General features: G+C 66.7%; 14 protein-coding genes. 7 read left to right on the top strand and 7 right to left on the bottom strand.

Annotated elements, in window-relative coordinates:
- Positions 1 to 22 precede the first annotated feature (22 nt).
- A complete protein-coding gene (locus tag QX073_RS15355) occupies positions 23 to 1561 on the bottom strand; it encodes a YifB family Mg chelatase-like AAA ATPase (RefSeq protein ID WP_315750526.1) in 1539 nt (512 codons plus the stop codon).
- A 233-nt stretch (positions 1562 to 1794) separates the two neighbouring features.
- Here QX073_RS15355 and QX073_RS15350 point away from each other — a divergent pair, with 233 nt between their 5' ends.
- Positions 1795 to 2865, top strand: a complete 1071-nt coding sequence (locus QX073_RS15350; RefSeq protein ID WP_315825700.1) for a DUF2336 domain-containing protein — start codon at positions 1795 to 1797, stop codon at positions 2863 to 2865.
- 19 nt (positions 2866 to 2884) lie between these two features.
- Here the strand turns inward: QX073_RS15350 and QX073_RS15345 are convergent, their stop codons facing one another.
- The 4 genes from QX073_RS15345 to QX073_RS15330 form a co-directional block, all read right to left on the bottom strand.
- The gene (locus QX073_RS15345) at positions 2885 to 3646 is read right to left on the bottom strand and encodes an outer membrane lipoprotein carrier protein LolA (RefSeq protein WP_316225980.1); all 762 of its coding nucleotides are present in this window, start codon (positions 3644 to 3646) and stop codon (positions 2885 to 2887) included.
- Positions 3647 to 3842: 196 nt separating this feature from the next.
- Positions 3843 to 6314 (bottom strand): DNA translocase FtsK, encoded by a 2472-nt coding sequence (locus QX073_RS15340; protein ID WP_315750528.1) that lies wholly within the window; start codon positions 6312 to 6314, stop codon positions 3843 to 3845.
- Between the two features lie 11 nt (positions 6315 to 6325).
- The gene (locus QX073_RS15335; protein ID WP_316166418.1) at positions 6326 to 7540 is read right to left on the bottom strand and encodes an aminotransferase class I/II-fold pyridoxal phosphate-dependent enzyme; all 1215 of its coding nucleotides are present in this window, start codon (positions 7538 to 7540) and stop codon (positions 6326 to 6328) included.
- A 670-nt stretch (positions 7541 to 8210) separates the two neighbouring features.
- Positions 8211 to 8399 carry a hypothetical protein gene (locus QX073_RS15330; RefSeq protein ID WP_315800934.1) on the bottom strand — a complete coding sequence of 63 codons (189 nt, stop codon included), beginning with the start codon at positions 8397 to 8399 and terminating at the stop codon, positions 8211 to 8213.
- On the opposite strand from QX073_RS15330, the gene bamA reads away from it, so the two are divergent.
- On the top strand, positions 8350 to 10851 hold the full coding sequence (gene bamA / locus QX073_RS15325; RefSeq protein WP_316225979.1) for an outer membrane protein assembly factor BamA: 2502 nt from the start codon (positions 8350 to 8352) through the stop codon (positions 10849 to 10851). The genes QX073_RS15330 and bamA overlap by 50 nt on opposite strands.
- Positions 10852 to 12019: 1168 nt before the next feature.
- Here bamA and QX073_RS15320 read toward each other — a convergent pair.
- Positions 12020 to 12778, bottom strand: coding sequence for an SDR family oxidoreductase (locus QX073_RS15320; RefSeq protein ID WP_316225978.1), 759 nt, complete (start codon positions 12776 to 12778; stop codon positions 12020 to 12022).
- A 186-nt stretch (positions 12779 to 12964) separates the two neighbouring features.
- Between QX073_RS15320 and QX073_RS15315 the strand changes: the two genes are divergently transcribed.
- Positions 12965 to 14491: a malonyl-CoA synthase gene (locus tag QX073_RS15315; RefSeq protein WP_315716773.1), complete on the top strand. Its 1527-nt coding sequence runs from the start codon at positions 12965 to 12967 to the stop codon at positions 14489 to 14491.
- Positions 14492 to 14498: 7 nt separating this feature from the next.
- On the opposite strand, the gene QX073_RS15310 is transcribed toward QX073_RS15315, so the two are convergent.
- The gene (locus QX073_RS15310) at positions 14499 to 14756 is read right to left on the bottom strand and encodes a hypothetical protein (protein WP_316225977.1); all 258 of its coding nucleotides are present in this window, start codon (positions 14754 to 14756) and stop codon (positions 14499 to 14501) included.
- A gap of 555 nt (positions 14757 to 15311) precedes the next feature.
- Between QX073_RS15310 and sdhC the strand changes: the two genes are divergently transcribed.
- The 4 genes from sdhC to QX073_RS15290 are packed head-to-tail and all read left to right on the top strand — an operon-like array spanning position 15312 to position 18778.
- The gene (sdhC, locus tag QX073_RS15305) at positions 15312 to 15710 is read left to right on the top strand and encodes a succinate dehydrogenase, cytochrome b556 subunit (protein ID WP_315716771.1); all 399 of its coding nucleotides are present in this window, start codon (positions 15312 to 15314) and stop codon (positions 15708 to 15710) included.
- Between the two features lie 20 nt (positions 15711 to 15730).
- Positions 15731 to 16105 carry a succinate dehydrogenase, hydrophobic membrane anchor protein gene (gene sdhD, locus QX073_RS15300; protein WP_315716954.1) on the top strand — a complete coding sequence of 125 codons (375 nt, stop codon included), beginning with the start codon at positions 15731 to 15733 and terminating at the stop codon, positions 16103 to 16105.
- A gap of 3 nt (positions 16106 to 16108) precedes the next feature.
- Positions 16109 to 17947 (top strand): succinate dehydrogenase flavoprotein subunit, encoded by a 1839-nt coding sequence (sdhA, locus tag QX073_RS15295; protein ID WP_315750532.1) that lies wholly within the window; start codon positions 16109 to 16111, stop codon positions 17945 to 17947.
- Between the two features lie 48 nt (positions 17948 to 17995).
- Positions 17996 to 18778 carry a succinate dehydrogenase iron-sulfur subunit gene (locus QX073_RS15290; RefSeq protein WP_315716769.1) on the top strand — a complete coding sequence of 261 codons (783 nt, stop codon included), beginning with the start codon at positions 17996 to 17998 and terminating at the stop codon, positions 18776 to 18778.
- Positions 18779 to 18792: the final 14 nt, after the last annotated feature.

Genomic DNA, 18792 nt, shown 5'->3' with positions numbered 1-18792 from the left:
TGTTGAGGGGGAGGGGGCGCCTTTACGCCGCATGCCGGCTGTCCTCCGCCAGCGCGCGATACGACAGCGCCTCGGCCAGATGCAGCCGGCCGATCGCATCAGTGTGGTCGAGATCGGCGAGCGTCCGCGCCACGCGCAGGACGCGGTGATAGCCGCGGGCGGACAGCCGCATCGTCTCGGCGGCTTCGCGCAGCAGCTTCTGGCCGGGCGCGTCGAGCCTGGCGATTTCGTCGAGCACGGCGGCGGGGGCCTCGGCGTTGGTCCGGATGTGCGGCAGGCCGGCTTTGGCATAGCGGGCGCGCTGCAGGTCGCGCGCGGCGGCGACGCGGGCGGCCACCTCGGCCGAGCCTTCCTTGGCGGGCGGCAGGATGAGGTCGGCGGCGGTGACGGCGGGGACCTCGATGCGCAGGTCGATGCGGTCCATCAGCGGGCCGGAGATGCGCGTCTGGTAGTCGGACGTGCAGCGGTCGATGCGGCCGCGCTTGCAGGCATAGCCGGGCTCGAACGCGTTGCCGCAACGGCACGGATTCATCGCGGCGACCAGCATGAAGCGGGCAGGGTAGGTGACGCGGTGGTTGGCGCGCGAGATCGAGACCTCGCCGTTCTCGAGCGGCTGGCGCAGCGAATCCAGCACGCGCGGATCGAACTCCGGCAGTTCGTCGAGGAACAGCACGCCCTGATGCGCCAGCGAGATCTCGCCGGGTCGGGCGCGCAGGCCGCCGCCGGTCAGCGCCGCCATGCTCGCGGAATGATGCGGGCTGCGGAACGGCCGGCGCGACGTCAGCGCGCCACCCTCGATCTCGCCGGCGACCGAGGCGATCATCGAGACTTCCAAGAGCTCTGCCGGCGACAGCGGCGGCAGGATCGACGGCAGCCGCGCCGCCAGCATCGACTTGCCGGCGCCGGGCGAGCCGATCATCAGCAGATGATGCCCGCCGGCGGCCGCGATCTCGAGCGCGCGCTTGCCGCTCTCCTGGCCCTTGATGTCGCGCAGGTCGAGCAGGCTTGCGGGCGCCTCCTGGATCTTCGGTTGCGGCCGCGACAGCACCTGCGTGCCCTTGAAATGGTTGGCGATCTGGATCAGCGAGCTCGCCGCGATGATCTGCAGGTCCGGGCTCGCCCACGCCGCCTCGGCGCCGCAGGCGGCCGGGCAGATCAATCCTTCCTCGCGCGCATTGGCGCCGATCGCCGCCGGCAGCACGCCGGCGACTGGCGCGATCGAGCCGTCGAGCCCGAGCTCGCCGAGCACGGTGAAGCCGCCGAGCGCATCCGGCGGAATGGCGCCGATCGCGGCCATCAGGCCGAGCGCGATCGGCAGATCGTAATGGCTGCCTTCCTTGGGCACGTCGGCCGGGGCCAGATTGACGGTGATGCGCCGCGCCGGCAGCGCCAGGCCCGAGGCGATCAGCGCCGAGCGCACCCGCTCGCGCGCTTCCGACACCGCCTTGTCCGGCAGGCCAACGATCGCGAAGGCCGGCAGGCCGGGCGCGACCTGGACCTGCACGTCGACCGCGCGGGCCTCGATCCCCTCGAAGGCAACGGTGGAAACGCGCTGGACCATGATGCCCCTCCCGGGCAAGGAGGCTAGCGGAAGCCGGCATCGTTCGCAAGAACAATACGGGAACATTGTCGTTGCCGCGCTCTGTCGCAATCCATTAACGACAGCCGCGTGGGGTTGCAGCTCCGTCCGCTGCGCTTAACGCCCCTTTAGTCCGGCCTTCGCATTCTTCCTCAATTGATGATCGACCCGCGCCTCCGTCACAGCCGGGGGAGGCGCCCAACGAGGGACGTGTGATGCCTCCAGCGCCTGCGGCAGCTCCGACCGCCAAGACGCCCGCCGGTGATGCACGGACGGTGTCCGAGCTCGCCACCGACATGCTACGCCGGACCACCAGCCTGTTCCTGGCCGGTCCGCGGCCGGCGTCGACCGAGCAGCTCGATCTCTACGATCAGATGTTCGCCCGGCTGATGCCGCAGGTCGCGACCGAGCTGCTGGCCGAGCTGAGCATGGCGCTCGCCGGCGTCGAGCGCGCGCCTTACGCGACGGCGCGGATGCTCGCCGTTCACCCCGAATTGCGCGTCGCGGGGCCGATGCTGGCCAAGGCGGCGGTGCTGACCGAGCGCGATCTCGCCGAGTTCATCCGCACCGGCAGCCCGGCGCATCTCGTCGCGATCGCCAGCCGCAGGGGCATCGGCGACAGCCTCACGACGCAGCTAATCGCGCGCGGCTTTCCGGCGGTGCGCATGGCGCTGGCGCAGAATCTTTCCGCGCGGCTGTCCGAGGACGGCTATCGCAGCCTGTTCAAGATCGCCGAGCGCGACGAGGATCTCGCCGAGAAGCTGGCGCTGCGCACCGACCTGCCGGCCAAGCTGTCGCGGGCCTTCGTCGCCGCGGCCAGCGAGGGCGCCCGCGCCCGCTTCATCAAGGCCGCACCGCCGGCGACCCGCGCCACCCTTCAGGCGACGCCGACGCGCTCGCCCGGCGCGGCGATGCGCGCGATATGGGATTATCAGCAGGTCAAGGCCGAGGTTGCCGCCCTCAGCCGGACCGGCAAGCTCGGCGACTCCGCCGTCAACCGCTTCTGCGCCACCGGCGATTTCCCTGCCGTGATCGCAGCGCTGGCGCTGCTCTGCGTCGTTACCATCGAGACGATCGAATCGCTGCTGGAGGAGGATCGCATCACGGACCTGCTGCTGGCCTGCAAGGCCGCGCGTCTGAGCTGGGCGACGACGTCGATGATCCTGCGCGATCGGCCCGGCTGCGACGCGCTTCCGGCCGATGACCTCGAGGAGGCGCGCAAGCGCTTCGAGAAGCTCGCACTGTCCGAAGCGCAGTGGAAGGTGCGCGGGCTCGAATCGCGCTGAGCGAGCGCGAGAGGCGGCCTCAGCCCGGCGGTGTGGACGGGTAGGCCGTGAAGTCGATCTTGAACATCGCCGGATCGAGCTTCTTGGTCGTATCCAGATTGTAGACGGCAATCGTGGTGTCGTAGCCCTGCGGATCGGTCACGGTCCACTGCTTGAGCTGGCCGTCCTTGGCGCCGAGCATCAGCATCAGCCGGCTGGTCCCGATCAGGGCCTGCTTCTCCTCGATCGTGATCGTGACGTAGAGGTCGTCGGCGGCGACCGCGATCACGTTGGTGTCCTTCAACAGGTCGATGCGGTCGGACAGCAGATAACGCAGCGGCGTCTGCGACAGCGGATAGACGTCCTGGGTCGCGAGCTTGCGGTCGCGCACCACCAAGGAAGAGCCGTCGGCGATGACGTCGATCGGCGTCGGCGGCTCGTATTCGAAGCGGACCTTGCCGGGCTTCTGGATGTAGAAATCGCCCTTGGTCTTGCTGCCGTCCGGGCCGACCTGGACGAAGTTCCCGACCAGGGTCTGCAGCGACGACAGATAGGCGCTGACCTTGGCCGCCTGCGCCTTCTGGTTGGCGTCGAACGAGGTGAAGATGCTGGCCGGCACGTTGCGCCGGGGATCGGGAATGACCGGGTTGGGCGGGGCCGTCTGGGTGGTCGAGGGGCTCTGGCCGGCCCGCTGCTGGTCGGAGGCGCTGAGCTGGGAGCCGCTCTTCGGGCCTGATTTCGGAGCCGGCGTGCCCTGCGCGGCGGCGTGACCGGACGCACCGGCGACAGAGCATATCGTCACGGCGCAGGCGACCAGCCAAGCGCCGATCCGGCGCCCGCGCCAAGCTGCGTGATACGAAAACGTGCTGTTCAACAAGGAGCTTTTCAAAACGACGTCCTGAGGTTTTACGCGTTCTATCCCGGTTCGGCCGGGCAGCGTGATCGTAATCGCGTGAAGATCGGGCACCGAAGCGGCGTTTCTGCGGCCATCGGGGCCGTCAGAACCCGCCTTCCTCCTCGGGCACCAGGATCTCGCGCTTGCCGGCGTGGTTGGCCTGGCCGACGATGCCTTCCTGTTCCATCCGCTCCATCAGCGAAGCGGCCTTGTTATAGCCGATCTGCAGCCGGCGTTGAATGTAGCTGGTGGAGGCCTTGCGGTCGCGCTTGACCACGGCGACCGCCTGGGAGAACAGGTCGTCGCCGCCGCCACCGCCGCCCATGCCGGTGGCATCGAACACGGCGCCATCCTCCTCGCTCGGCTCCTCGGCGGTGACCGCCTCGAGATATTCCGGCGAGCCCTGTGCCTTGAGATGCTTGACGACCTTCTCGACCTCCTCGTCGGAGCAGAACGGGCCGTGCACGCGGCTGATGCGGCCGCCGCCGGCCATGTAGAGCATGTCGCCCTGGCCGAGCAGTTGCTCGGCGCCCATCTCGCCGAGAATGGTGCGGCTGTCGATCTTGGACGTGACCTGGAAGGAGATGCGGGTCGGGAAGTTCGCCTTGATGGTGCCGGTGATGACGTCGACCGACGGGCGCTGCGTCGCCAGGATGACGTGCAGGCCGGCGGCACGCGCCATCTGCGCGAGGCGCTGCACCGTGCCCTCGATGTCCTTGCCGGCGACCATCATCAGGTCGGCCATCTCGTCGACGATGATGACGATGTAGGGCAGGGGATCGAGGTCGAGCTTCTCTTCCTCGTAGATCGCCTTGCCGGTCTCCTTGTCGAATCCGGTATGGACGGTGCGCGTCAGCTCCTCGCCCTTGGCGCGCGCTTCGCCCAGACGGGCGTTGTAGCCGTCGATGTTGCGCACGCCGAGCTTGGCCATCTTCTTGTAGCGTTCCTCCATCTCGCGCACGGCCCATTTCAACGCGACGACGGCCTTCTTCGGATCGGTGACGACAGGCGTGAGGAGATGCGGAATGCCGTCATAGACCGACAGTTCGAGCATCTTCGGGTCGACCATGATCAGCCGGCACTGGTCGGGCCTGAGGCGATAGACCAGGCTCAGGATCATGGTGTTGATGGCGACCGATTTGCCCGAGCCGGTGGTGCCGGCGATCAGCATGTGCGGGGTGCGGGCGAGGTCGATGATGATGGATTCGCCGCCGATGTTCTTGCCGAGGCAGAGCGGCAGCTTGGCGACGCTCTCGGTCGCCTCCTTGGCGACGAGCAGCTCGCGCAGGTACACCTTCTCGCGATGCGCGTTGGGCAGCTCGATGCCGATGGCATTGCGGCCGGGCACGACGGCGACGCGCGCCGACAGCGCGCTCATCGAGCGGGCGATGTCGTCGGCGAGGCCGATGACGCGGGACGATTTGATGCCCGGCGCCGGCTCCAGTTCGTACAGCGTGACGACCGGGCCGGGATGCGCCTTGACGATCTCGCCGCGCACCCCGAAGTCCTGCAGCACGCCTTCCAGCGCGCGCGAATTGGCCTCCAGCTCGCTCTTCGACAGCGGCTGGCGGTCGGAGGATTTCGGCGCCGCCAGCATCGAGACCGAGGGCAGGTCGTATTTGTCGTTGGCCTTGCGGGCCGGCGTCTTGGCCGCGGGCTTCTTGCGGGCGCGGGGAGCGGGCTCCTCCTCCTCTTCTTCATCCTCGCCTTCGTCGGCCTCGTCCTCGTCGCCGCCGTCCTCGTCCATCTCGGGCGCGAGCGTCGGCTTGCCGCGACCCAGGCTGGGCTCCTGCCGGCCTGCGGCGGCGGCGCGCGGCTGCGGGCCGGAGGAGACCAGCGCACGATAGGCCGTGCTCAGGAACCAGACGACCTGGGCCTTGGCGCTCATGATGGCGTGGAACACCCAGCCGAGCCGGATCGCCTTGCGGTCGTCGTCGTCCTCGGGGTCGGCCAGCGGCGTGTCGTCGTCCTCATCCGCGAGCAGGCTCGGATCGGCTTCCTTCGCGCCCATGCCGCCGGCCACCAGCAGGCAGCCGATCATCGCAACCAGAAGAAGGGCGCCGAGCACCAGCCGATAGATCACACCGGGCGGACCGAACACCACGGCCGGTGCGCGCACCAGGGCGTCGCCGACCACGCCGCCGAGGCCGGTCGGCAGCGGCCAGGCGTGCGAGCGCGGCCAGCAGCTGGCAAAGCCGGCGGCGATGACGGCGCCGAGAATCCAGGCGCCGAAGCGCAGCGCCTCGCGGTCGAACGGCCGGTGCGTCATCATCCGCCAGCCACGGATCGAAAGCGGCAGGATCGCCATGATCGAGCCGAGACCGAGGATCTGCATCAGCAGATCGGCGCTGATCGCGCCGGGATAGCCGACGATGTTGCGGATGGCGCGCGAGGTGGCGTGGCTCAGGCTGGGGTCCTGCACCGACCACGTCATCAGCGCCGCCGCGGCCACGCCGCACAGCGCGATCAGGCAGAGGCCCGCGAGCTCGCGCAGCCGTCGCACCAGCGCGTCGCGCAGCGACGTCGGCAGGTGGTTGACCAGGGGGATGACTCGTTCGATCGCCGGCATCTGCATCAGCCCCGCGATTATCCCAGGACCTCGACCAGCCGGTGCAACGCCTCACCGGTGGATCCGGCATCCGCCACCAGCGCCAGCCTGATGTAGCCCAGGCCCGGATTGAACCCGTCGGCTTGCGGCCGCGCCAGGTAGCTGCCGGGCACCACGCGCACGCCGGCGTCGCGATACAGCCGCAACGTCACGTCCTCGTCGCCGCCGCGATCAGCCACGTCGAGCCAGACGCAGAAGCCGCCATCGGGACGCTTGTAGCCATAGCGGTTGCCGATGATCTGGTCGGCGAGATCGAACTTGGCGCGGTACAGCCGCCGGTTCTCCTCGACATGCGCCTCGTCGGCATAGGCGGCGACGGCCACGTGCTGCAGCGGCACCGGCACCTGCGGCGCCGCGACGTTGCGCAGCTCGTGAAAGCCCGCGAGGAATCGGCGGTCGCCGGCGGCGAAGCCGATCCGCATGCCCGGCACGTTGGAGCGCTTCGACAGCGACTGGAACGCGACCACGTTGGTGTAGTCGGGTCCGGCATGCTCGAGCATGCTGCCGGGTGCCGCCTTCGTGTAGATCTCCGAATAGCATTCGTCGCTGAAGATCAGGAAGCCGTAAGCGTTGGCGAGCTGGACCAGCTTGCGCATGTAGTCCGCTGATGCCACCGAGCCTTGCGGGTTGGCCGGCGTCGCGAGGTAGAACGCGATCGTGCGCGCCAGGGTCGCCTCGTCGATCGCATCGAGATCGGGCAGGAAGCCGTTGTCGCGCGTGGTCGGCAGATAGATGGAGTCGCAGCCGGCGGTGCGGGCGCCGACGCCATACACCGGATAGAACGGGTTCGGCATCAGGATCGCGGGCCGTCCGCGGCGCGGGCCGACATGGCGGAGCGCCGCATGGGCGGCGAAGAACAGGCCCTCTCGGCTGCCGTTCAGGACCAGAATCTCGTGCTCGGGATCAACAGCGCGCGGCAGCGCGAATCGGCGCGACAGCCAGCCGGCGGCCGCCTTGCGGAACGGCTCGATGCCCTTGGCGGCCGGGTAGCGGCCGAACTCGGCGATGTGCTGGGCCAATACAGGCCCGACGAAGTCCGGCACCGGATGCTGCGGCTCGCCAACGGCGAGTGTGATCATCGGCTTGCCCGGCTTGTAAGGGGCGAGCAGCTCGTTCAGCCGCGCAAACGGCGAGCGTTCGCTCTCCGAATGGCTGGCGCCAGCGGGCGCGGGGGATGAAGCGGTCATTGCCATACGTAAAACGCGCGCCAAACCAGTGGAAGCCGCCGATCGCCCATGAACCGGTGCCTGTCTGGTCACCATAGGTGGGGCGAGGTTAAGACGCGATTAACCATCGGCGCTGCCGCCCGTTTTGATCGGTTTTCCCGCCCCGATCCAGAGGCAATTTCGCAACAGCGGCGGACATTGTGGTGATTCGGGTGGGGCGGCGGGAACCGTGGGAGGGCAAGGCGGCCGCCGAAGGCGGCGGCCTGCACACCGCCGCGCAGCGCATTCGCGCTCAGACCGTGGGCATGGCGCTGCCGCGACCTCGGATGGAGCCGCGGCACGACCGCCTCCGCCCATCCTACGGGCCATCGGCTCGCGCGCGAGGGAAAACGGGCGGCCCGGTGCGCCGGAATATAAATGGGAATCTACGCGCACCGGGCCTTGGCCGAACTACTTGGGGGCTTAGTTCGGATGACGATCAATTAGCACCCTCGTTTTTCCCTCGTATTGCCAATTTCCGAAGATTTGTAGAATTTGATTTCGGAAGCCACCGAATGCGGCGCGGCCGGGCCGATTGCTTAACGGAGATGTCCGTCTCAGCCGTGGCCTTCCGGTCGCAGCGCGGGCGACGCACTTATTAGCTGCTCATGCCCTCTGCCGCTCGGTTGGCCCGAGAATCTTGTCTGACCGGAAACACTCAGTCACATCCAGCATCATCAGACATTTCACGAAACGAGATCGGCGCATCGCGACCATCTTTGACGGGCATCAGCGATTCCGGTGGCGTGCCGACGAACGTCTGCGCGCCGAGGACTCTGACTTTCGAAAGAGCGTCGATGATGCGTCTGAGACTGCTGGGCGTGCTTGCCCTGATGCTGCTGGCCATGCCCGTTTCCTCGCTGCCCCGCATGGCCGCGGCGGCACCCGCCGTCGCCAGCGCGATCACCGTCGAGGGTAACAGGCGCGTCGAATCCGACACCATCCGCTCCTATTTCAAGCCGGGTCCCGCCGGCACGCTCGATGCCGGCCAGGTCGACGACGGCCTCAAGGCCCTGGTCCAGACCGGCCTGTTCGCCGACGTGAAGATCGACCGGCAGGGCGGCCGGCTGATCGTGCGCGTGGTCGAGAATCCCGTGATCGGCCGCGTCGCCTTCGAGGGCAACAAGAAGGTCAAGGACGAGCAGCTCTCGGCGGAAGTGCAGTCGAAGCCGCGCGGCACGCTGTCCCGTCCGATGGTTCAGTCGGACGCGCAGCGCATCGCCGAGATCTACCGCCGCTCCGGCCGCTACGACGTCCGCGTCACGCCCGAGATCATCGAGCAGCCCAACAACCGCGTCGACCTCGTCTTCACCATCGAAGAGGGCGTCAAGACGGGCGTGAAGTCGATCAGCTTCGTCGGCAACAACGCCTATTCCGCCGCGCGCCTGCGCGACGTCATCAAGACGCACGCAACGAACTGGCTCAGCTTCCTCGGCAACAACGACGTCTACGACCCCGACCGCGTCGAGGCCGATCGCGACCTTATCCGCCGCTTCTATCTGAAGAACGGCTATGCCGACGTTCAGGTCGTCGCGGCGCTCAGCGAATATGACCCGGACCAGAAGGGCTTCCTGGTCACGTTCCAGATCGAGGAGGGCCAGCAATACCGCGTCAGCTCGGTGCAGTTCCAGTCGAGCGTCGCGGCGCTCGACGCCAACACGCTGCGCGGCTATTCGCGCGTCAATGTCGGCGCGCTCTACAACGTCGAGCAGCTCGAGAAGTCGGTCGAGGAGATGCAGATCGAGGCCTCGCGTCGCGGCTTTGCCTTCGCCGTCGTGCGTCCGCGCGGCGACCGCAATCTGGAAGCGCATACGGTCGCGATCGTGTTCCAGGTCGACGAGGGCCCGCGCACCTATATCGAGCGCATCACCATCCGCGGCAACACCCGCACCCGCGAGTACGTGATCCGGCGCGAGTTCGATCTGTCCGAGGGCGACGCCTACAACCGCGCGCTGGTCGACCGCGCCGAGCGCCGGCTGAAGAATCTCGACTTCTTCAAGGACGTGAAGATCGCGGCCGAACCGGGCTCGTCAAGCGACCGCGTCATCCTCGTGGTCAATCTGGAGGAGAAGTCGACCGGCGACCTCTCCGTTTCCGGCGGCTATTCGACCACCGATGGCGCGCTGGGTGAGGTCTCGGTTTCGGAGCGCAACTTCCTCGGCCGCGGTCTGTACGCCAAGGCGTCCGTGAGCTACGGCCAATACAGCAGGGGCGTCTCGCTGTCCTTCGTCGAGCCCTATCTGCTCGACAACCGGATCGCGCTCGGCCTGGATGTCTACTACAAGCAGCAGCTGGCGAACAGCTATACGAGCTATGGTGTGACGACGATCGGCTTCAGTCCGCGGCTCGGCTTCCAGTTGCGCGAAGACCTCTCGCTCCAGTTGCGCTACTCGCTGTATCGCCAGGAGATATCACTGCCGTCCTACTACAAGAACTGCAACAACAACGCCGCCAACAGCCTGCTCGCCTTCAACCCGACCCCGGCCTACATCAAGAGCGTGCTCGGCGGCGTCGATCCGACCAATTCGACCAGCTCGGGCTACTATGGCTGGGGCTGCTACGGCGATGGCGAGTCGAGCCTGCCGGTCCGCAAGGAGCTGAGCGACGGCGCCGCGCTGACCTCTGCGCTCGGCTACACGCTCAGCTACAACACGCTCGACAACAACAAGAACCCGACCGATGGCCTGCTGATCGACTGGAAGCAGGATTTCGCCGGCGTCGGCGGCAATGTCAGCTACCTCAAGTCGGCGGTCGATGCGAAGTATTACTCGCCGCTGGTGGCCGACATCGTCGGCATCATCCATCTGCAGGGCGGCATGCTGAACAAGATCGGCGACAAGGATCTGCGGATGCTCGACCACTTCCAGATGGGACCGAGCCTGGTGCGCGGCTTCGCCTCGAACGGAATCGGGGCGCGCGACATCACCTATCGCAGCCTCGGCGCCACCGGCGATGCGCTCGGCGGCACCAAATATTGGGGCGCCTCGGCCGAGCTGCAGATGCCGTTCTGGTTCCTGCCGAAGGAAGTGGGCTTGAAGGGCGCCGTCTATGCCGATGCCGGTTCGCTGTGGGGCTATCAGGGCCCGACCTCCTGGGCGGCGACCGGCGAGGTCAACACCGCGGCCTGCAAATGCGGCCTGCTGTACGATGACAGCAAGGTGGTGCGCTCCTCCGTCGGCGTCGGCCTGATCTGGGCCTCGCCGTTCGGCCCGCTGCGCTTCGACTACGCGGTGCCGCTGTCCAAGGGCAAATACGACACCGTCCAGGAGTTCAGGTTCGGCGGCGGCACGTCGTTCTGAGGCGCATAGCGACTGCGCTCTCCCAGAGGTGCGTGACGCTCACCACGCGGGCGGTGCGCGCTCCCCTCCCCCTTGCGGGGAGGGGGGCGGGTACACGAGTCCGCTCTCAATCGGAGTCCGAGCCCCCCAGCCAATAATCCGCCGATCGTGTTCATCGCACTTTGTTGTTCGGGGTCACGCACGCCACCGAATTCAACGCCCGCGGACCCTCAACCCCTCCCCGCAAGGGGGAGGGAGCAGACTGCTGTCGTGGTAATAGCTCGACCAGAATGATGAGGCGGCTGGGGATCATGCCGGCGGTCGATAGCGTGATGCTCGCCACCGTCATTGCGAGGAGCGAAGCGACGAAGCAATCCAGAGCTCCGGCGGGACTCTGGATTGCTTCGCTTCGCTCGCAATGACGGTGGGGCTGCCAGCATCCCTCCCATGCGCAAATTGCCCGTCGTGTTAGTTTGCCGCAGCAATAAGGCTTGCATCGTCGGGCAAATCACCTGCACATTTCCGCACGTCCCTGCTGCCGCATGAGGGGCGTTTCGCGACCGTCACGAACCGTTGGCAGTGGGATGCGATGGGCGTGTGTCGACGCAGCGTGGATCAGTCTGCGCGGACGAACGGCGATGCACGCACGGTCAAGTCGCGCGGTCCTGACATCCCGATGCTGATGTCAACTCACGTTGAGGCTTTGCTTCGCGTGGGGATGGTGGCCAGACAGCCCGGCGCACCAGGGAGAACGCGAAGCAGCCGTTAAAACCGTTGCGCGGGGAAGGCCGGGCGTTCTCGGCCAGACCTGTGGTACCTGCCGCCAGCATTTTCTTTCGCTGGCGGGCCACGGGCGCGGCCAGCGCCCGGCCTTCCCTGCGCCCTCTGTTTGAGGGGCGACCAAATTCAGCACAGCTCGGGCGCGGATGCGTCGCGGGGTGAACACACACGTATTCAACTCTGTCTCGAAGGCAACGCTGCCAACGCCAACCTCCGCCGTCGTCCCTGCGAACGCAGGGACCCATAACCACAGGGTTCAGTTGTTTTGCACGGGACTCGCCGCCTGCCTCCTACAACAATCACGCGGTATGGGTCCCTGCGTTCGCAGGGACGACACCGGTAGCTGGGCATCACCTCGATCTTCATGACCCGCGCCGACACGATTGCCGCAACCGATATCCAGCCCCGCTCAATCCCTGTTCTCCGGCGTCTGGATGAATCCCCGATTCCACGTCGGACTGATCAGGATCTCGTTGACGCAGACGCGCGGCGGCATGTTCGCGACGAAGGCGATGGTGCGGCCGAGGTCTTCCGGCTGCAGCATCCGCGCCTGCTCCTCGGCGCTCGGCACCACCGGGCGCTGCTCGAGGATCGGCGTGGCGACCTCGCCGGGCATCAGGCAGCAGGCGCGCAGGCCGTTGACGCATTCCTCCATGTTGAACGAGTGCGTCAGCGCCAGCACCGCGTGCTTGGTCGAGGTGTAGGCCGGTCCCGGCATCTTCGAGACATGACGGCCGGCCCAGGACGAGACGTTGATGATGGTGCCGTCCTGCTGCGCCCGCATCGCCGGCAGCACCGCCTTCATGCAGTAGAGCACACCGTTGAGGTTGATCTCGACCAGCTGGTTCCAGCCCTCGATGGTCATGTCGTCCCAGCGCCGCTTCGGCACGTTCACGCCGGCGGAGTTGACCAGCAGATCGATCCGGCCGTGCCGCGCCAGGATGGCATCGGCCGCGGCCTGCACGTCGGCGGCCTTGGCAACGTCGAGCGCGACGGCCTCGGCCGTGCCGCCCGCCGCGACAACCTTGGCCACCACGGCCTGGAGCGCGGCCGTGCGCCGGCCCGAGACGATCACCGTCCAGCCGTCGGCGGCGAGCGCCAGTGCGCCGGCCTCGCCGATTCCGGTGCCGCCGCCGGTGATCCACGCGATCCGTTTTCCCTTGACCATATCCCAGCGTCTCCCGTTGCCTTCGAAAGGGCGTTTTTGCTAGAGCAGCCTCGATCAGAGATGGCGACCGTGGTGATGGCGATGTCACCGGTCTTGTTCGCTGTCCCGGCCCTTTTCGTCTTCGTCGAGCATGATGTTCCGCCGGCTGGCACTGCCGGCCTGCCGATGCTCCCAGGGGAATGTTGCATGAACCAAGCCGCCAACGCCAATCTGTTCTCCCGCCTGTTCGATGGCCTCGACGATCCCAGCCGCCTGGCGATCGAGACCCATGACGGTCAGCGCATCACCTACGGCGACCTGATCGCGCGGGCAGGGCAGATGGCGAATGTGCTGGCGGCTCGCGGCGTCAAGCCGGGCGACCGGGTTGCGGCGCAGACCGAGAAGTCGGTGTCCGGCCTCGTGCTCTATCTCGCCACGGTGCGTGCAGGCGGCGTCTATCTGCCGCTCAACACCGCCTATACGCTCAACGAGCTCGACTATTTCATCGGCGACGCCGAGCCGACCGTCGTCGTCTGCGATCCGGCCAAGGCCGAGGGCATCGGCGCGCTGGCGGCCAAGGTCGGCGCCAAGGTGGAAACGCTCGATGCGTCGGGCAGGGGCTCGCTGACCGAGGCGGCCGACAAGGCCGACAAGGCGTTCACCACCGTGCCACGTGGCGCCGATGATCTCGCCGCCATTCTCTATACGTCGGGCACCACCGGCCGCTCCAAGGGCGCGATGCTGTCTCACGACAATCTCGCCTCGAACTCGCTGACCCTGATCGACTACTGGCGCTTCACCAAGGACGACGTGCTGATCCACGCGCTGCCGATCTATCACACCCATGGTCTGTTCGTGGCCAGCAACGTCACGCTGTTTGCGCGGGCGTCGATGATCTTCCTGCCCAAGCTCGATCCGGATCTGATCATCGACCTGATGGCGCGCGCCACCGTGCTGATGGGTGTGCCGACGTTCTACACGCGGCTGTTGCAGAACCCGCGGCTGTCGAAGGAGACGACCAGCCACATGCGGCTGTTCATTTCCGGCTCGGCGCCGCTGCTCGCCGATACCCATCGCGAATGGTTCGCGCGGACCGGCCATGCCGTCCTCGAGCGCTACGGCATGACCGAGACCAACATGAACACGTCGAATCCTTACGAGGGCGAGCGCGTGCCCGGCGCGGTCGGCTTCCCGCTGCCCGGAGTCTCGGTGCGCGTCACCGATCCCGAGACGGCCAAGGAGCTCGCGCGCGACGAGATCGGCATGATCGAGGTGAAGGGCCCGAACGTGTTCAAGGGCTATTGGCGGATGCCTGAGAAGACCAAGTCGGAATTCCGCGACGATGGCTTCTTCATCACCGGCGATCTCGGCAAGATCGACAAGCAGGGCTACGTCCACATCGTCGGCCGCGGCAAGGACCTCGTGATCTCCGGCGGCTTCAACGTCTATCCGAAGGAGATCGAGAGCGAGATCGACGCGATGCCGGGCGTGGTCGAGTCCGCCGTCATCGGTGTGCCGCATCCCGATTTCGGCGAAGGTGTCACGGCGGTCGTGGTGCGCCATCCGGGGGCCGATGTCAGCGAGGCCGGGGTGCTCAAGGGTCTCGACGGCCGACTGGCGAAATTCAAGATGCCCAAGCGCGTGTTCGTGGTCGATGAGCTGCCGCGCAATGCGATGAGCAAGGTGCAGAAGAACGTGCTGCGTGATCAGTACAAGGACATCTATACGAAGTGACGGCGGCCTAGCGCCGTCGTCCGATCGCGAGGCCGGCGAGCGCGGCCAGCGGCGGCGCGGCGCAGATCAGCACGAATTCGAGCACGGCGAGCGAGGCAATCTCATGCTGGATGGCCAGCGCGAGACAGGCGGCGAACAGGCCGGCGGCGGTGAAGCCGAGCACGCAGGTCAGGGGCTCCTCGACGGGCTCGTGCGACGACACCTTGCGCGCCGGCAGTGGCGCCGGGCGTTCGGTGGTTGTCGGTCGGACCGTCGGCAGCGGCATCGAGGCCTCCTGCACCGCGTCTGTTGCACCTCGCCTGAGACTAGGCCGCTTCGCCGGGCGGCGACATGCGGCAAAGTCGACCGGCGGAGGGGCCCCGTGTGGGCGAGGAACGCGGGAGATCGAGGGAGATTTGCTGCAGCGCAGGCGGTCGCAACGCAGGTTGTTGCTCCGCGAATCGCTCCGGGCAGGTTTGCAGAATCATCAGATGGCGCTGGCGCTTGCCGCGAAACCGGCTTGCTCAGGACCGTAGCTAAGCGGTGAATCAACGCTCGACAGTCGGCGCTATTTGACAGTCTCGCCGCGTTGGTCGTGGCCTTGGTGAGGAGTTAGGAATGAATAATAGTTCGCCGCATCCGGGCGCGATCGGTTTCTGGTATACCACGACGGCCATTGATCCTTTTGCGATCGGTCGCCTAGGACTGAATCCTTGTTCGGATTTGGGCGATTTGTCCGTTGCAACACCTGTTCCTTCTCCGTAAATAAAGCCCGCCTGCCGATCCACACGGCCGCAAGCCCCCCGCGTTCACGGCCCACAAGAAATCATCAAAGCAACCAATGACAGCCAGGATCGAACGACCGCTTTCGCCGCATCTGCAAACCTACCGCTGGACGCTGACGATGATTCTCTCGATCGTCCATCGCGCCACCGGGGTTGCATTATATTTCGGGACGCTGCTGCTGGCCTGGTGGTTGATCGCCGCCGCGTCCGGTCCCAGCGCCTACTCCTATGTCCAGGGCTTCATGGGCAGCTTCCTCGGCCGCCTGATCGTGTTCGGCTACACCTGGGCGTTGCTGCACCACCTGCTGTCCGGCATCCGCCACTTCGTCTGGGACCTCGGCTACGGCTTCAAGGCCAATGAGCGCGAGGCGCTCACCTGGGGCGCCCTGATCGGCGGCATCACCTTGACCGTCCTGGTGTGGATCGTGGCTTACGCAGTGGGAGGCGGCCGATGAGCAACGCACACGCGAAATCGATGCGCACCCCGCTCGGCCGGGTCCGCAACCTCGGCGCAGCGCATTCCGGCACCGGCGACTTCTGGCGCCAGCGGCTCACCGCCGTCGCCATGACCCTGCTGATCGTGCCGGTCGTCGTGGTCGTGATCATGCTGCTCGGCCGCAACCAGGCCGGCGCGGCGCAGATACTCGGCTCGATTCCGATTGCGGTGATCATGCTGCTGTTCGTGATCGCGAGCTGCTGGCACATGAAGATCGGCATGCAGGTCGTGATCGAGGACTACGTGCACAGCGAGCCGCTCAAGCTCGTCGCGATCATGGCCAACAACTTCTTCGCGGTGACCGTGGCGCTCGCCTCGATCTACGCCCTCATCAAACTGTCCACTGGAGTCTAGCCTATGGCCGGCGGAGCAAATGGCAGCGCGAATGGCGCGCCCGCGACGAACGGAAAAGCCTATCCGATCGAGGACCACACCTATGACGTCGTCGTGGTCGGCGCCGGTGGCGCGGGCCTGCGCGCCGTCGTCGGCTGCAGCGAGGCGGGCCTGCGCACCGCCTGCATCACCAAGGTGTTCCCGACCCGCTCGCATACGGTGGCGGCGCAGGGCGGCATCTCGGCCTCGCTCGGCAACATGCACCAGGACGACTGGCGCTGGCACATGTACGACACCGTCAAGGGGTCGGATTGGCTCGGCGATCAGGACGCGATCGAATACATGGTGCGCAACGCGCCCGACGCCGTCTACGAGCTCGAGCATTGGGGCGTGCCGTTCTCCCGCACTGAGGACGGCAAGATCTACCAGCGGCCGTTCGGCGGCATGACCCTGGACTACGGCAAGGGCCAGGCGCAGCGCACCTGCGCCGCCGCCGACCGCACCGGCCACGCGATGCTGCACACGATGTACGGCCAATCGCTGCGGCACGCCGCTGAGTTCTTCATCGAGTTCTTCGCCATCGACCTGATCATGGACGACCAGGGCGTCTGCCGTGGCGTCATCGCGCTGAAGCTCGACGACGGCACCTTGCACCGCTTCCGCGCCCAGACCACCATCCTCGCGACCGGCGGCTATGGCCGCGCCTATGCCTCCTGCACCTCGGCGCATACCTGCACCGGCGACGGCGGCGGCATGGCGCTGCGCGCCGGCCTGCCGCTGCAGGACATGGAGTTCGTGCAGTTCCACCCGACCGGCATCTACGGCTCGGGCTGTCTGGTAACCGAAGGCGCGCGCGGCGAAGGCGGCTATCTCGTCAACGCCGAAGGCGAGCGCTTCATGGAGCGCTACGCGCCGTCCGCCAAGGACCTCGCCTCGCGCGACGTCGTCTCCCGCGCGATGACCATCGAGATCCGCGAAGGCCGCGGCGTCGGCCGGAAGAAGGACCACATCTTCCTGCATCTCGACCATCTCGACCCGAAGGTGCTGGCCGAGCGTCTGCCCGGCATCTCCGAATCGGCCAAGATCTTCGCCAATGTCGACGTGACGCGCGAGCCGATCCCGATCGTGCCGACCGTGCACTACAACATGGGCGGCATCCCGACCAACTATCACGCCGAGGTGCTGACCAAGAAGGATGGCGACGACAACGCGATCGTCCCCGGCCTGATGGCGGTGGGCGAGGCGGCCTGCGTGTCCGTGCACGGCGCCAACCGGCTCGGCTCGAACTCGCTGATCGACCTCGTGGTGTTCGGCCGCGCGGCGGCGCTGCGGCTGGCCGAGAAGCTGACGCCGAACGGCAAGCAGCCGGATCTGCCGAAGGACTCCGCCGACAAGGCGCTGAGCCGGCTCGATCATTATCGCTACGCCTCCGGCGGCACGCCGACCGCGAAGCTGCGCGAGAGCATGCAGAACGTGATGCAGACCAACTGTGCCGTGTTCCGCACCGGCGAGGTGCTGCAGGAAGGCCATAACCTGATCCACAAGGTGTATGGCGGCATCGGCGACATCGCGGTGTCCGACCGATCGCTGGTGTGGAATTCCGACCTGATCGAGACGCTCGAATTCGACAATCTGATCGCGCAGGCAGTCGTGACGATGGACTCGGCCGTCAATCGCACCGAGAGCCGCGGCGCCCATGCGCGCGAGGATTTTCCGGATCGCGACGACAAGGACTGGATGAAGCACACGCTGGCGTGGATCGACAGCAAGGACGGCAAAACCACGATCGATTACCGCCCGGTGCACAACTACACCATGACCAACGACGTGCAGTACATCCCGCCGAAGGCGCGGGTGTACTGATCGCGTGTGACCTGAGCCCGTCCGTCAAACCCAAGAAGGCCTTCCGAAATGGCTGAGTTCGCACTTCCGAAGAATTCTCAGATCACCGGCGGCAAGACCTGGCCCAAGCCGGCCGGCGCCACCGAGGTCCGCGAGTTCAAGGTCTATCGCTGGAATCCGGACGACGGCAAGAATCCGAGCGTCGATACCTTCTACGTCGACGTCAACGATTGCGGCCCGATGGTGCTGGACGGGCTGATCTGGATCAAGAACCACATCGATCCGTCGCTCACCTTCCGCCGCTCCTGCCGCGAGGGCGTGTGCGGCTCCTGCGCGATGAATATCGACGGCCAGAACACGCTGGCCTGCACCAAGTCGATGCACGACGTGAAGGACGGCGCGGTCAAGATCAATCCGCTGCCGCATCAGCCTGTCGTGAAGGACCTGGTGCCGGACCTCACCAATTTCTACGCGCAATACGCCTCGATCGAGCCGTGGCTGAAGACGACCTCGCCGACGCCGCAGAAGGAATGGCGGCAGAGCCACGAGGATCGCGAGAAGCTCGACGGCCTTTACGAGTGCATCCTGTGCGCCTGCTGCTCGACCTCGTGCCCGAGCTACTGGTGGAACAGCGAGCGCTATCTCGGACCCGCCGCTCTGCTGCAGGCGACGCGCTGGGTCAAGGACAGCCGGGACGAAGCCACCGGCGAGCGGCTCGACAATCTCGAGGACCCGTTCCGGCTGTACCGCTGCCACACCATCATGAACTGCGCCAAGGCCTGCCCGAAGGGGCTCAACCCCGCCGAGGCGATCGCGGAACTCAAGTTCAAGCTGGTCGAGCGGCAGATCTAGCCTGACGGGCGGCT

This window comes from Bradyrhizobium sp. SZCCHNS3052, from assembly GCF_032484495.1.
GTDB lineage: Bacteria > Pseudomonadota > Alphaproteobacteria > Rhizobiales > Xanthobacteraceae > Bradyrhizobium.
The sequence above is the reverse complement of the archived record's forward strand: the minus strand, read 5'-3'. Positions and strand labels throughout refer to the sequence as shown.

Excerpts from the sequence above, each read along its gene's own strand:
- QX073_RS15355 (WP_315750526.1), bottom strand. The coding sequence starts at position 1,561 with ATGGTCCAGCGCGTTTCCACCGTTGCCTTCGAGGGGATCGAGGCCCGC.
- QX073_RS15350 (WP_315825700.1), top strand. The coding sequence starts at position 1,795 with ATGCCTCCAGCGCCTGCGGCAGCTCCGACCGCCAAGACGCCCGCCGGT.
- QX073_RS15340 (WP_315750528.1), bottom strand. The coding sequence starts at position 6,314 with ATGCAGATGCCGGCGATCGAACGAGTCATCCCCCTGGTCAACCACCTG.
- QX073_RS15335 (WP_316166418.1), bottom strand. The coding sequence starts at position 7,540 with ATGGCAATGACCGCTTCATCCCCCGCGCCCGCTGGCGCCAGCCATTCG.
- bamA (WP_316225979.1), top strand. The coding sequence starts at position 8,350 with ATGATGCGTCTGAGACTGCTGGGCGTGCTTGCCCTGATGCTGCTGGCC.
- QX073_RS15330 (WP_315800934.1), bottom strand. The coding sequence starts at position 8,399 with ATGGCCAGCAGCATCAGGGCAAGCACGCCCAGCAGTCTCAGACGCATC.
- QX073_RS15320 (WP_316225978.1), bottom strand. The coding sequence starts at position 12,778 with ATGGTCAAGGGAAAACGGATCGCGTGGATCACCGGCGGCGGCACCGGA.
- QX073_RS15315 (WP_315716773.1), top strand. The coding sequence starts at position 12,965 with ATGAACCAAGCCGCCAACGCCAATCTGTTCTCCCGCCTGTTCGATGGC.
- QX073_RS15310 (WP_316225977.1), bottom strand. The coding sequence starts at position 14,756 with ATGCCGCTGCCGACGGTCCGACCGACAACCACCGAACGCCCGGCGCCA.
- sdhC (WP_315716771.1), top strand. The coding sequence starts at position 15,312 with ATGACAGCCAGGATCGAACGACCGCTTTCGCCGCATCTGCAAACCTAC.
- sdhD (WP_315716954.1), top strand. The coding sequence starts at position 15,731 with ATGCGCACCCCGCTCGGCCGGGTCCGCAACCTCGGCGCAGCGCATTCC.
- sdhA (WP_315750532.1), top strand. The coding sequence starts at position 16,109 with ATGGCCGGCGGAGCAAATGGCAGCGCGAATGGCGCGCCCGCGACGAAC.
- QX073_RS15290 (WP_315716769.1), top strand. The coding sequence starts at position 17,996 with ATGGCTGAGTTCGCACTTCCGAAGAATTCTCAGATCACCGGCGGCAAG.